Here is a 13,361-nt window from a genome sequence, read left to right as displayed (position 1 = left end):
TGCGGCCTTTTCTTTTTCAGTACGTTGCAAAAAAACTGCGGGGCTTACTGAGCCTGTGCCGCTGCACCGTACTTAATTTTACCTTCTTTGCGCAGGTTACTCAGCAATGCTTCAAACGCGATTTGCGCATTATTCTGCGTGACGCCCTGAACCATGGCCTGCTTCTGCGCGTCCGGCATGGTGCCCGTTTTCACGTTGTCGAGCGCGATAAGGACGACATTGCCCTGACCATCTTCGCTTACGCCCCATGACGGTTGATCCTTCGCAGGAGGCGTCATAGCAAAGACCGCCTGAGTGATGGCATCCTGGCCGTTACGGCTAAGCGTTTGCTGCTGACCGAAGCTCAGGTTAGCCGCTTTCATTGCCTGCTCGCCTTTGCCAGCTTTAAGCGCGGCCAGGAGTTTGTCAGCCAGCGCCTTCGCTTCCTGCTGAGCCTTCTCAGTTTTCAGCGTATCAGTAATCTGTGCGGTCACTTCACTCAGCGGTTTCACTGCTTCAGCTTTATGCTCGCTCACGCGCAGGACAAAAGCACGATCGCCATCAACGGTGATGATGTCAGAATTGCTTCCCGGTGCACCGTTATCCCCTACCAGGCCGCCATTGAAGATGGCCTGCTGAACGGGTTTGAAGTTAAGTTCAGCAGGCACGTTGTCATGGCTGAACCAGCCGGTTTCAACAGCCTTAACGCCCGCAACCTCTTCAGCACCCGCCAGGGATTCGTTGTCGTTGCTGGCCGCCTCGCTTACTTTCTGCTGTAACTTGTAGTAAGCATCAATGGCTTTTTCCTGCTTCACCTTCGCCGCGATATCTTCGTGAACGGCAGAGTACGGCTTAATTTGCTGCGGCTGGATATCATCCAGGCGGGCAATAATGAAACCGACGGACGATTTAATGACGCCAGAAAGCTGGCCTTTCTCTTTCAGACCGGCGCTTTTCAGCTCATCTGGCGTGGTGTCCGGCTCAAGCCAACCCATATCCCCGCCGTGACGAGCCGAGATAGGATCGCTGGATTTCGCTTTCGCCAGCGCGGCAAAATCACCGCCCTTTTTAAGCTCGGCCAGCAGTGCCTGTGCTTCAGCATCGGTTTTGGTCTGGATAATGCTGTAGCGGGTGCGCTCAGGCTGGGTGTAGTCAGACTGATGTTGATCGTACCAGCTTCTGATTTCGCTCTCGCTGACGTTTTCGTGCAGCGAGGCCGCATCCAGCTTGATGTAACTCACCCGATACTGCTCAGGAGACATAAAGCTGTTTTTGTTTTGCTCGTAATAGTTTTTAACGTCTTCGTCAGTGACGGCCTGCTTCGCTACAAGCGCACCCACGTTAATTGTCGCCTCGCGAACCTGGCGCTGTTGAGCCACCAGCGCCGCGAGCGCATCCGTTTCGCCATTCAGCATAAAGTCAGTGCCGGTAACGGAGGTGATCAGCTGCTGTGTAGTCAGCTGTTTGCGCAGTGCTTCTGCATACTGATCGGCAGAGAAGCCCATATTATTGATAAGGCCGAGATATTTGGCGTTATCGAATTTACCGTCAGTCTGGAAAGCGGGCTGAGAAAAGATAGCCTGCTTAATCTGATCGTCGCTGATAGCCAGCTTCAACGTTTTCGCGTACTGATCCAGCAGCTTTTCATCAATCAGCTGGGAAAGCGCCTGCTGACGAATCTGCTGCATATAGCCTGGATTGCTGGCCAGGGTTGAGAACTGTTCGCCCAGCATTTGCTGCTGACGTGAACGCTCGCTGGAAAAAGCCCTTTCAAGCTGTGCCCGGCTGATTTCGTCACCGTTAACCTTTGCAGCAAAATCACCGTTACCGCCGATCAGGTAGTTGCCCACCCCGGTCAGGACGAAAGAAAGGATGATCAAACCCAGTATAATTTTGAGCACGACATGGTTCGATGCCGCACGTAAATTGTCCATCATGGTGTGACAACACTCCGCTGTAGTGTGAATATAAACCGTTAGCGCTACGACCCACATTCCCGGGGACGTTTCGCGCCACTGCGTGATTAAGCCCTGCTCCTTCACGCCATGTTGACCAACGCGCTACGCGTTTGTCATTGATAGATAAAAAAAGGCACATCAGAATTGTGATGTGCCCAGTATGGTACATGAGAACGCGATGACAATCCTCACTCCACCAAAGAAAATGCTCTGGTGGTGCATACCGCAGTTAGTTAACCGCGTCTTTCAGCGCTTTACCGGCACGGAAGCCAGGTACTTTACCCGCTGGGATAGTAATCTCTTTACCCGTCTGCGGATTGCGGCCGGTGCGCTCTGCGCGATCGCGCACGGAGAAGGTACCAAAACCAACCAGCGCCACTTCATCGCCAGACTTCAGAGATTCTGATACAGATTCCATAAATGCATCTAATACACGTCCTGCTGCGGCTTTAGAAATGTCAGCACCTGCAGCGATTTTGTCGATCAACTGTGACTTATTCACTCTATCATCCCCTCTATTATTATTTACATCGCGTTCGGGCTTCCCGCCGACAACAAACGCGCGTTAGTTATCAAGATAGCGTTAACCTGTCTCGGGCACGGTCATCCAGTGGATTTTGCCAGCCCGAGTCAGACAGCTATCTAAATTAACGGCACAAAAAAAAGCTGGCAAGCCCCAATTTGCCTGCCAGCCCTTGTTTCGTCCTGTTTTTGTCTTAAATCATCATTTAGCCGTGGCTACCTGCATGCCGTAAGGCGCATTGACAAGGGCCAGCGTTAAGACTTCTTCAATACGCTTAACCGGATGAATGTCGAGATCGGCGATGACGTTATCAGGGATCTCTTCCAAATCACGCTTATTTTCGTCAGGGATCAGGACCGTTTTAATACCACCGCGATGGGCAGCCAGCAGTTTTTCCTTCAGACCGCCTATTGGCAGAACCTGGCCACGCAGGGTAATTTCTCCTGTCATCGCAACGTCCGCACGAACCGGATTACCCGTCAGGCAGGAGACCAGCGCGGTACACATCGCTATACCCGCACTCGGGCCATCCTTCGGCGTGGCACCTTCGGGTACGTGAACGTGAATATCACGTTTTTCGTAGAAGTCCCCGTTGATCCCCAGCTTTTCGGCACGCGCACGGACTACGGTCAGTGCAGCCTGAATCGACTCCTGCATCACCTCGCCCAGCGAACCGGTATAGCTCAGCTTACCTTTCCCCGGTACGCAGGCCGTTTCGATGGTCAGCAGATCGCCACCCACTTCCGTCCATGCCAGACCGGTCACCTGACCTACGCGATTTTCACTGTCGGCGCGACCGTAATCGAAGCGCTGCACCCCAAGGAAATCCTTCAGGTTATCAGCGTTAATTTCGATATGCTTGACGGTTTTGTCCATCAGCAGCGTCTTCACCGCCTTACGGCACAGTTTAGACAGCTCACGCTCAAGGCTACGCACGCCGGCTTCGCGGGTGTAATAACGGATAATGCCCACAATCGCGCTATCATCGACGGTGATTTCGCTGCTTTTCAGCGCGTTACGTTCAATCTGCTTCGACAGCAAATGCTGTTTAGCGATATTGAGCTTTTCATCTTCGGTATAGCCGGACAGACGAATCACTTCCATTCGATCCAGCAGCGGTGCCGGGATATTCATCGAGTTGGACGTTGCCACGAACATCACATCTGACAGATCGTAATCCACTTCCAGATAGTGATCGTTGAAGGCAATGTTCTGTTCCGGATCGAGCACTTCCAGCAGCGCTGATGCAGGATCGCCGCGCATGTCCGAAGACATTTTGTCGATCTCATCCAGCAGGAACAGCGGGTTCTTCACCCCAACCTTGGCCATTTTTTGAATCAGTTTGCCGGGCATAGAGCCAATATAGGTTCGGCGATGACCGCGAATTTCCGCCTCGTCACGCACGCCGCCCAGCGCCATACGGACATATTTGCGTCCGGTGGCTTTAGCAATAGACTGTCCCAGCGAGGTTTTACCCACGCCCGGAGGTCCAACCAGGCACAAAATCGGGCCTTTGATTTTGCTGACGCGACTCTGTACCGCTAAATACTCAAGAATACGATCCTTGACCCGCTCCAGTCCGAAGTGATCGGTATCCAGGGTTTCCTGGGCTTTCAGCAGGTCTTTTTTCACCTTGCTACGAGCGTTCCACGGAACCTGGACCATCCAGTCGATATAGCCGCGAACCACGGTCGCTTCAGCCGACATCGGTGACATCATTTTCAGCTTTTGCAACTCGGCTTCGGTTTTTTCGCGCGCTTCTTTCGGCATTTTAGCCGCGTCGATTTTACGCTTCAGCGCCTCATTTTCATCCGGCGCATCATCCATTTCGCCCAGTTCTTTCTGAATAGCCTTCATCTGCTCATTCAGATAGTACTCGCGCTGGCTTTTTTCCATCTGTTTTTTGACACGATTACGAATGCGCTTTTCAACCTGTAACAGGTCGATTTCCGACTCCATCATCGCCATCAGATATTCCAGACGTTCATTCACGTCGGACATTTCCAACACGGACTGCTTATCCGCAAGCTTAAGCGGCATATGCGCTGCCACCGTATCTGCCAGGCGCGCAGCATCTTCAATGCTGTTTAACGAGGTCAGAACTTCCGGTGGGATTTTCTTATTCAGCTTGATATAGCCTTCAAACTGGCTGATAGCGGTACGCACCAGCACTTCCTGCTCACGCTCATCAATCTCAGGCGAAGCAAGATATTCAGCCTGGGCCGTAAAATGATCGCCATTATCGCCAAGCGTCGTAATGTGCGCACGCTGTAAGCCTTCAACCAGCACTTTAACGGTGCCGTCAGGCAGCTTCAGCATTTGCAGAATGGAGGCGACGGTCCCTACTGAGAAGAGATCGTTAATGTCAGGTTCATCCGTTGAAGCTTCTTTCTGAGCGACCAGCATGATTTTTTTATCATGATCCATAGCGGCTTCAAGGCAGCGAATCGATTTCTCACGACCGACAAACAACGGAATTACCATGTGCGGATAAACCACTACGTCACGCAACGGCAACACAGGGATTTCAATGCGTTCAGAACGCTCAGGATTCATAGAGCTCTCTCTTAGTTTAATTTCCGCCAGGGTGATGGGAACCGCAACAGACCATTAAAGTGCAGTTTTACCCACAGGTAGTTGAGTATATGGGGATGAATACGGGACATTCAATGATATGTGCAAGAGAAAAGCAAAAGGGGGAATAATTCCCCCTTTTTTAAGGTAACTCGCTGGAAAGATGCGGTTATTTATTCACCGGAAGCCTGCTGAGCTTCAGGTTTAACATAGATGAGCATCGGGTCAGTTTGATTTTCAATCACCGAATCATCCACCACGACTTTTTCCACATCATCCAGTGAAGGCAGGTCGTACATGGTATTAAGTAACGCGCCCTCAACAATGGAACGCAGACCACGCGCGCCGGTTTTGCGCGACATCGCTTTTTTAGCGATTGCGGTTAACGCTTCATCCCGGAATTCCAGCTCAACGCCTTCAAGGTTGAACAATGCCTGATACTGTTTAGTCAGCGCATTTTTCGGCTCACGCAGGATCTGAATCAGCGCCTCTTCACTCAGCTCATTCAGCGTTGCCACCACGGGCAGACGACCGATGAACTCCGGGATCAGACCAAACTTGATCAAATCTTCCGGTTCAACCTGCGCCAGCAGTTCCCCTTCGGTCGCTTTCTGCGCCTTGCCTTTCACCGTGGCGCCAAAACCAATACCTGACCCGGTTTCAACACGCTGGGAAATGACCTTATCAAGGCCGGCAAACGCGCCGCCGCAGATAAACAGGATTTTAGAGGTATCAACCTGCAAGAATTCCTGCTGAGGATGCTTACGCCCACCCTGAGGTGGCACGGCCGCAACGGTGCCCTCAATCAGCTTGAGCAGCGCCTGCTGTACACCTTCACCCGACACGTCACGGGTGATAGAAGGGTTATCCGATTTGCGGGAAATTTTATCAATTTCATCGATGTAAACGATCCCGCGCTGCGCCTTCTGCACGTCGTAGTCACATTTTTGCAGCAGCTTCTGGATGATGTTCTCAACGTCTTCACCTACGTAACCCGCTTCGGTTAGCGTGGTGGCATCCGCCATGGTGAAGGGAACATCCAGCAGACGAGCCAGGGTTTCTGCCAGCAGCGTTTTGCCGCTACCGGTTGGGCCAATCAGCAGAATGTTACTTTTACCCAGCTCAATACCGTTGCTGGTGTCGCCATTTCGCAGACGCTTATAGTGGTTGTAGACCGCTACGGCCAACACTTTCTTCGCCCGTTCCTGACCGATAACATAGTCATCAAGGTGATGGCGAATTTCATGCGGCGTGGGGAGCGCACTGCGCTCGCGATGCGGTGATACTTCTTTAATCTCTTCGCGGATGATGTCGTTACACAAATCGACACACTCATCGCAGACATACACTGACGGGCCGGCAATCAGCTTGCGCACTTCATGCTGGCTTTTGCCACAGAAAGAGCAGTACAGCAGCTTTCCTGAACCGTCTTTGCGCTTATCTGTCATCAGTTACCTCTTCTATTATCTTCGCCCGCACTCGGTTGCGGTAAAGGCGCCGCCCGGCGGCACCCTGATATATCACTCATACCCTTACTAACTATAGACGACGCGGGCGCTGAGCTTAAGTACGATGCGTCAGGATGGAATCAACCAGACCATACTCTACAGCTTCGCTCGCGGAGAGGAAACGGTCGCGCTCGGTGTCTCTCTCTATTTCTTCAAGAGTTTTGCCCGTATGCTCGGCCATCAGCTCATTCATACGCTGCTTCACCTTAAGAATTTCACGCGCGTGGATCTCAATGTCCGACGCCTGTCCCTGGTAACCGCCCAGAGGCTGGTGGATCATTACCCGTGAATTAGGCAGACAGTAACGTTTGCCCTTCGCACCGGCGGTAAGCAGGAAAGCCCCCATCGAACACGCCTGCCCCATACAGATGGTGCTGACGTCAGGCTTGATGAATTTCATCGTGTCGTAGATAGACATCCCTGCAGTAATCACGCCACCAGGAGAGTTGATATAAAGGTGGATGTCTTTTTCCGGGTTTTCAGCTTCCAGAAAAAGCATCTGTGCGACGATCAGGTTCGCCATATGGTCCTCAACCTGCCCCGTCAGGAAGATAATACGTTCCTTGAGCAGACGAGAAAAAATGTCGTAAGAACGCTCTCCGCGAGAGGTTTGTTCGACCACCATCGGCACCAGAGCCATATGAGGTGCCGTTTGTTCACGTTCGCCACTGTAGGACATTACCGTCTCCTGATAAATTTCGTTTGGCAATACTTTGTACCAATTCTACTTGAGAGTGGTTCGGAACACTACGTTTCCCACCCCTCTCCCGATGTCCTTCGGGACTCACCCTGCCACGCGCAAATATTGCTACAGCTTTCTATTTGGGGATCGTGCCCCGCTGATTCAAGCATAACAACGTTTTTTTCAACTGCTAACCTGGAAAAGTAGCTTAGTCGAAAATTTACCGCTTCAATGGGCGAATAAACACATTAAGGCACATCGGCCCGAGGGATAAAAAGCAAAAAGCCCGCGGTCACAGTGACCGCGGGCTTTGATTAACTCGTCAGAATCAGATCAATCAGGCCGGTTGGGTCTGGTTCATCAGTTCCTGGAAGTTAGTGGCTTTCTCGGTCACTTTGGCTTTTTCCAGCACGGCTTCCACCGCCTGCTCTTCCAGTGCAACGTTGCGCATGTTGTTCATCAGCTCATTGTTTTTGCTGTAGAACTCAACAACTTCAGACGGATCTTCGTAGGCAGAAGCCATCTCTTCGATCAGCGCCTTAACGCGGTCTTCGTCTGCTTTCAGCTCGTGAGTGCGAATGACTTCACCCAGCAGCAGTCCGACGACAACGCGACGTTTTGCCTGCTCTTCAAACAGTTCGCGAGGCAGTTCAAGCGCTTGCTTCTCATCACCGCCAAAACGCTGTGCAGCCTGACGCTTAAGCACATCGATTTCACCGTCGATCAGTGCAGCCGGCACGTCGATGTCGTTCGCGCTCACCAGACCGTCGATAGCCTGAGTTTTAACACGGTTACGCACGGCGCCTTTCAGCTCACGCTCCATGTTTTTACGCACTTCAGCACGCAGGCCATCTACGCTGCCATCTTCCACGCCAAAGCGCTTGATGAATTCTTCGGTGAATTCTGGCAGTTCGCTCTCTTCCACTTTCTTCAACACGATTTCAAACTTCGCTGCTTTCCCTTTCAGGTTTTCAGCATGGTAATCTTCCGGGAAGTTTACGTCGATAGTGAAGGTTTCACCCGCTTTGTGGCCTACAACGCCCTCTTCAAAGCCTGGGATCATACGGCCCTGGCCCATCGCCAGAACGAAGTCAGAGGCTTTACCGCCTTCAAACTCTTCACCGTCAACGGAGCCGCTAAAGTCGATAGTGGCGCGGTCGTTAGCTTCAGCAGCACGATCGGTCTCTTTCCATGTTGCCTGCTGCTTGCGCAGGGTATCCAGCATGGTATCAACGTCTGCGTCAGTGACTTCGACAACCGGTTTTTCAACTTCGATTGCGTCCAGCCCTTTCAGCTCAACTTCCGGATAGACTTCAAACTCTACGGTAAACGTGAAGTCTTCGCCCATTTTGTACTCGCCCGGCACGTAGTTAGGTGCGCCAGCCGGATTGATCTTCTCTTTAATGATGGCGTCAACAAAGTTGCGCTGCATCAGATCGCCCAGAACGTCCTGGCGAACGGAAGCACCGTAACGCTGTGCAACCACCGTCATTGGCACTTTCCCTTTGCGGAAACCGTCAATGCGCACTTTTTTCGCTACGCTCAGCAGTTCGCTTTTTACCGCATTCTCGATCACATCTTTATCTACGGTAATCGTTACGCGACGGCCCAGGCCCTGAGTTGTTTCTACTGAAACTTGCATCTTGTTACCTCAAAAAATCACGTGCTCGGTCAACTTCAGACCTACCCCGCTCCGCAAGAAACGAGGAGAGCTCTAAGAACCGGGACGGCCTCTGATGGCAGAACCGCATTCCCTTTCGCCAGAAGCGTCCCGAAGACATTCAGGAAAAATAGACGCAGCATTATAGCGGTAACATTAAAGCGAGTCGAGGCTACACCGCGTTGCCGCCCCTTAACTTATGTCCTTTTTGCCAGTAATTCGCCAAAAGCGTCGTCAGGTTCACTCTTTTAGGGCATAAACAACAAAGCGGCCCGCAGGCCGCTCAAATAAAACAGGTTACAATCAGGCCAGCGTACCCGCCCCCCGACAGTTAGGAGAGGACGGAACGGCATCCTGTAGCCCTTCCCACTCTTTAATCGTGTAGGTGTGTAACGCCAGGGCATGAACGCTGCCCGCCAGCTCATCGGCCAGTTCGCTGTAGATGGCACGATGACGCGCCAGGAAGCGCTGACTGACAAAGCTGTCGCTGACGATCACAACTTTAAAGTGGCTTTCTGCACCGGCAGGCACGTTATGACGATAGCTTTCGTCATGAACTTCCAGATGTACGGGTGTAAACGCCGCTCTTAATTTTGCTTCTATCTGTTCACGGATCATAACCACGCTCCTCGACCGCCTGTTCGCCCCATCTGTTTAAATATTAGCTGGTTTTTTCCTTTGCCGATAAGGGGAAATAAATTATCACGGCGCCTGCCGGGGCTACTTTGCATTTTCTGCTGGGGGACTGCAACCGCGGGCAATTAAAAAGGTCATAATCGGTAAGCCGAAAAGCGAGACCGTTCGGTAGCATGATAAAACTGCAACACGATGAATTTACGCGCTATCAGGACTTCCTCTTGCCACAGGCGATGTTATGATGAGCGCAGTTTTGTCGGCACTACACACCTCACGTTAACGAGATAATAAGCATGTTAAAAAAATTAATTTTACCTCTCATGGCCGTGTTGATTCTGGCTGGCTGTGCAACGACCAGCACGACGCTTGACGTTTCCCCAAAAATTCAGCTGCCGCAGCAGGATCCCAGCCTGACAGGGATCACCCTCAGTATTAACGGCGCAGACCAGCGTACCGATCAGGCGCTGGCAAAAGTTAACCGTGATGGCCAGCTGGTCACGCTGACCCCGTCCCGCGACCTGCGCTTCCTGCTGCAGGAAGTGCTGGAGAAACAGATGGGCGCCCGGGGCTATATGATTGGTCCAAACGGAGCGGTCGATCTGCAAATTGTCGTGAATAACCTCTATGCCGATGTTACCCAGGGCAGCGTGCGCTACAGCATTACCACCAAAGCAGATATCTCCATTATCGCCACCGCCAAAAATGGCAGCAAGCAGGTGAAAAATTATCGCCAGACCTACAGCGTTGAAGGTGCGTTCAACGCAACCAATGACAAAATTACCAAAGCGGTCAACGCGACGCTAAGTGACGTTATTGGCGATATGGCTCAGGACACCAGCATCCACGAGTTTATTAAGCAGAACGCTCATTAATTTGCCTCAGCCCGTCGGTTAACCGGCGGGCGTCGTTTTAGGGTTTGTATGTCCAGCCAATATCTGCAAATTTTCACTCAGCGTAATGCGGCGCTTCTGCTGCTGCTGGGGTTTTCATCCGGCCTGCCGCTGGCGCTCACCTCAGGTACGCTTCAGGCCTGGATGGCCGTTGAGAACGTCGATATTAAAACCATCGGTTTCTTTTCGCTGGTAGGTCAGGCTTACGTTTTTAAATTCCTCTGGTCCCCGCTGATGGACCGCTATACCCCCTCTTTTCTGGGCCGCCGTCGCGGCTGGCTGCTGCTCACGCAGCTGCTGTTAATCCTCGGCATTGCGCTAATGGGGTTTATGCAGCCGTCGCGCGACCTCACCCTGCTTGCCGCCCTGGCAGTGGTGGTGGCTTTTTGCTCCGCGTCCCAGGATATCGTGTTTGATGCGTGGAAAACGGACGTGCTGCCGCCCGCCGAGCGCGGCAGTGGCGCGGCCATTAGCGTTCTGGGCTATCGGCTGGCAATGTTGGTTTCGGGCGGGCTGGCGCTATGGCTGGCAGACAGGTTTCTGGGGTGGCAGGCGATCTGGTGGCTGATGGCGGCAATGATGATCCCCGGGGTTATCGCCACGCTGTTAGCAAAGGAGCCAACGGATATTATTGCCCGGCCGCATACGCTTGAGGAGGCGGTAGTGGCCCCGCTGCGCGACTTTTTTAACCGGAATAACGCCTGGCTTATCCTCTCACTGATCGTACTTTATAAGCTTGGCGATGCCTTTGCCGCCAGCCTGACCACCATTTTCCTCATCCGCGGCGTTGGATTCGATGCGGGCGACGTTGGGCTGGTAAATAAAACGCTCGGTCTGCTCGCCACCATTATCGGCGCACTCTATGGCGGCATGCTGATGCAGCGACTGAGCCTTTTCCGTGCTCTGATGCTGTTTGGCATCCTTCAGGCCGTTTCCAACCTCGCATACTGGGCGCTGTCGGTAACCGATAAACACCTCTATAGCATGGCCGCCGCCGTCTTTGTTGAGAACATCTGTGGGGGAATGGGCACCGCTGCTTTCGTGGCGCTGCTGATGACGCTGTGCAATAAATCGTTTTCAGCCACCCAGTTTGCCCTGCTTTCGGCGCTGTCTGCCGTGGGTCGGGTCTACGTCGGCCCGGTCGCGGGATGGTTTGTCGAAGCCTGGGGATGGCCCACGTTTTACGCATTCTCCGTCGTTGCTGGCTTGCCGGGGCTGCTGCTGCTGGCGGGCTGCCGTAAAACGCTGGAACATGCGCAAAATTATCAGACGTTTTTGCCACGCGTAAGCTTTAAACAAGGATACCGCTGGGCGCTAAGGGGATTGATGATGGGCGCGGTGCTTATTGCCACCTGGCTGCTGCTGCTGGCGTTAAGGTCAACGGGCCTCGCTGACGCGGGTACCGTCATCAATACGCTGTTTATCGCCGGGCTGACCTTCGCTCTGCTGGGCGTGGTGGCTGGAAGCCTGCTGGACTTCATCGCCATGCGTAAAAGTTACCCGCTGGGATAATTATTGCCCGGGACGTGGCCGCTGCCTTTAGCGGTGAGAAGTGTTAAAATTCGCGGGATATGTGGTGCCGATTTATCCTGAAGGCTTCTTCAGAAGCCTCCTTTTTTTTAACATCCTTGCGGCTACGCTTCCGGCAGATTTTAATAAGTTTCATAAAATATTCTCATCGTTAAGCGCCTTTATTGACCGGTATTAAAAAACGGTGCGTAATTATTATCGCCCTAATAACATCAATAAAATGATGCCGGAATGTTAAATACTTGAGTCATAAACTCGCTATTTATAGCAATGCGCTTTCCCCTTACAAATTTTCCACCTATTTTTGTTATATTAGCGGCAAACCCCTGCTATCCTTAATATTTTGTCACCCTTGGCAACATATGTGACAGTCTTTGCAAATGGTGTCAACACGGCGCTGACACAACATGTTGCTGGTTTACAGTACTGAAACCTTCCCGTAAAATGCCGCCACACTTAAACGACAATAGAGCCCTTGTCATTGAGGTCGTTAAATGAGACTCAGGAAATACAATAAAAGTTTGGGGATTTTGTCACTGTTTGCAGGCACTTTATTGTTAAGTGGCTGTGATAGTGCATTGTTGAATCCCAAAGGACAGATTGCAATGGACCAGCGTTCGCTGATTCTGACAGCTTTCGGCTTGATGATGATCGTCGTTATCCCAGCAGTCTTAATGGCCGTGGTGTTCGCCTGGAAATATCGGGCATCCAATACCAATGCAAAATACAGCCCTAACTGGTCACACTCGAATAAAGTGGAAGCCGTGGTTTGGACTATTCCCATTTTGATTATCGTCTTCCTTGGCGTGCTGACGTGGAAATCCACCCATGCACTTGACCCAAGTAAGCCGCTGGTTTCTAACGTGAAGCCTGTGGAGATCGATGTGGTTGCATTGGACTGGAAATGGCTGTTTATCTACCCGGAACAGGGTATTGCAACAGTTAACCAGATTGCCTTCCCGGCAAACACCCCTGTGAGCTTTAAGATTACATCTAACTCCGTTATGAACTCCTTCTTCATTCCTACCCTCGGTAGCCAGATTTACGCTATGGCGGGCATGCAGACTAAATTACATCTGATTGCGAATGAACCCGGCACGTTTGACGGTATCTCCTCTAACTTCAGTGGTCGTGGCTTCTCTGGTATGAAGTTCAAAGCGATCGCCACCCCTGACAATGCAACATTTGATCAGTGGGTAGCGAAAGCCAAACAGTCACCAAACACCCTGATGACGATGGACGATTTCGACAAACTGGCTGCGCCAAGCGAAAATCATCCGGTTGAGTTCTTCTCGACGGCAAATCCTGAATTGTTCAAGCAGGTTATTGGCAAATTCAAGATGAACCACGGGAAAATGGCCATGCCTGAACACGAAGGTATGGACATGAGCGAAGCCTCACACGCGGGAGCCGAGGAATAA

Annotated in this window: 10 protein-coding genes; 3 read left to right on the top strand and 7 right to left on the bottom strand. The window is 51.9% G+C overall.

Annotated features, from left to right (window positions below; genetic code table 11):
• Positions 1-44: 44 nt before the first annotated feature.
• The 7 genes from ppiD to bolA all read right to left on the bottom strand — a co-directional run bounded on the left by ppiD (position 45) and on the right by bolA (position 9,502).
• Entirely contained in the window at positions 45-1,916 is a 1,872-nt protein-coding gene (gene ppiD, locus A1830_RS09830) for a peptidylprolyl isomerase (RefSeq protein WP_067705267.1), read from the bottom strand.
• 250 nt (positions 1,917-2,166) lie between these two features.
• Entirely contained in the window at positions 2,167-2,439 is a 273-nt protein-coding gene (gene hupB, locus A1830_RS09825; protein WP_067705265.1) for a nucleoid-associated protein HU-beta, read from the bottom strand.
• A gap of 222 nt (positions 2,440-2,661) precedes the next feature.
• The gene (lon, locus tag A1830_RS09820) at positions 2,662-5,016 is read right to left on the bottom strand and encodes an endopeptidase La (protein WP_067705264.1); all 2,355 of its coding nucleotides are present in this window, start codon (positions 5,014-5,016) and stop codon (positions 2,662-2,664) included.
• 191 nt (positions 5,017-5,207) lie between these two features.
• A complete protein-coding gene (gene clpX / locus A1830_RS09815; protein ID WP_067705262.1) occupies positions 5,208-6,482 on the bottom strand; it encodes an ATP-dependent protease ATP-binding subunit ClpX in 1,275 nt (424 codons plus the stop codon).
• A gap of 115 nt (positions 6,483-6,597) precedes the next feature.
• A complete protein-coding gene (clpP, locus tag A1830_RS09810) occupies positions 6,598-7,221 on the bottom strand; it encodes an ATP-dependent Clp endopeptidase proteolytic subunit ClpP (RefSeq protein WP_067705260.1) in 624 nt (207 codons plus the stop codon).
• A gap of 340 nt (positions 7,222-7,561) precedes the next feature.
• A complete protein-coding gene (gene tig, locus A1830_RS09805; protein WP_067705258.1) occupies positions 7,562-8,866 on the bottom strand; it encodes a trigger factor in 1,305 nt (434 codons plus the stop codon).
• A 321-nt stretch (positions 8,867-9,187) separates the two neighbouring features.
• Complete coding sequence (gene bolA, locus A1830_RS09800) at positions 9,188-9,502, bottom strand: transcriptional regulator BolA (RefSeq protein WP_067705256.1); 315 nt, start codon at positions 9,500-9,502, stop codon at positions 9,188-9,190.
• Between the two features lie 311 nt (positions 9,503-9,813).
• Here bolA and A1830_RS09795 point away from each other — a divergent pair, with 311 nt between their 5' ends.
• The 3 genes from A1830_RS09795 to cyoA all read left to right on the top strand — a co-directional run bounded on the left by A1830_RS09795 (position 9,814) and on the right by cyoA (position 13,361).
• The gene (locus tag A1830_RS09795) at positions 9,814-10,392 is read left to right on the top strand and encodes a lipoprotein (protein WP_067705253.1); all 579 of its coding nucleotides are present in this window, start codon (positions 9,814-9,816) and stop codon (positions 10,390-10,392) included.
• A gap of 48 nt (positions 10,393-10,440) precedes the next feature.
• Positions 10,441-11,922 carry a muropeptide MFS transporter AmpG gene (gene ampG / locus A1830_RS09790; RefSeq protein WP_067705251.1) on the top strand — a complete coding sequence of 494 codons (1,482 nt, stop codon included), beginning with the start codon at positions 10,441-10,443 and terminating at the stop codon, positions 11,920-11,922.
• 512 nt (positions 11,923-12,434) lie between these two features.
• Positions 12,435-13,361 carry a cytochrome o ubiquinol oxidase subunit II gene (cyoA, locus tag A1830_RS09785; RefSeq protein ID WP_067705249.1) on the top strand — a complete coding sequence of 309 codons (927 nt, stop codon included), beginning with the start codon at positions 12,435-12,437 and terminating at the stop codon, positions 13,359-13,361.

Source organism: Erwinia sp. ErVv1, assembly GCF_900068895.1.
GTDB lineage: Bacteria > Pseudomonadota > Gammaproteobacteria > Enterobacterales > Enterobacteriaceae > Erwinia.
The sequence above is the reverse complement of the archived record's forward strand: the minus strand, read 5'-3'. Positions and strand labels throughout refer to the sequence as shown.

Bases quoted from the DNA above. Each gene is read 5' to 3' on its own strand.
- A1830_RS09795 (WP_067705253.1), top strand. From the start codon at position 9,814: ATGTTAAAAAAATTAATTTTACCTCTCATGGCCGTGTTGATTCTGGCT.
- lon (WP_067705264.1), bottom strand. From the start codon at position 5,016: ATGAATCCTGAGCGTTCTGAACGCATTGAAATCCCTGTGTTGCCGTTG.
- cyoA (WP_067705249.1), top strand. From the start codon at position 12,435: ATGAGACTCAGGAAATACAATAAAAGTTTGGGGATTTTGTCACTGTTT.
- ppiD (WP_067705267.1), bottom strand. From the start codon at position 1,916: ATGATGGACAATTTACGTGCGGCATCGAACCATGTCGTGCTCAAAATT.
- ampG (WP_067705251.1), top strand. From the start codon at position 10,441: ATGTCCAGCCAATATCTGCAAATTTTCACTCAGCGTAATGCGGCGCTT.
- clpX (WP_067705262.1), bottom strand. From the start codon at position 6,482: ATGACAGATAAGCGCAAAGACGGTTCAGGAAAGCTGCTGTACTGCTCT.
- tig (WP_067705258.1), bottom strand. From the start codon at position 8,866: ATGCAAGTTTCAGTAGAAACAACTCAGGGCCTGGGCCGTCGCGTAACG.
- bolA (WP_067705256.1), bottom strand. From the start codon at position 9,502: ATGATCCGTGAACAGATAGAAGCAAAATTAAGAGCGGCGTTTACACCC.
- clpP (WP_067705260.1), bottom strand. From the start codon at position 7,221: ATGTCCTACAGTGGCGAACGTGAACAAACGGCACCTCATATGGCTCTG.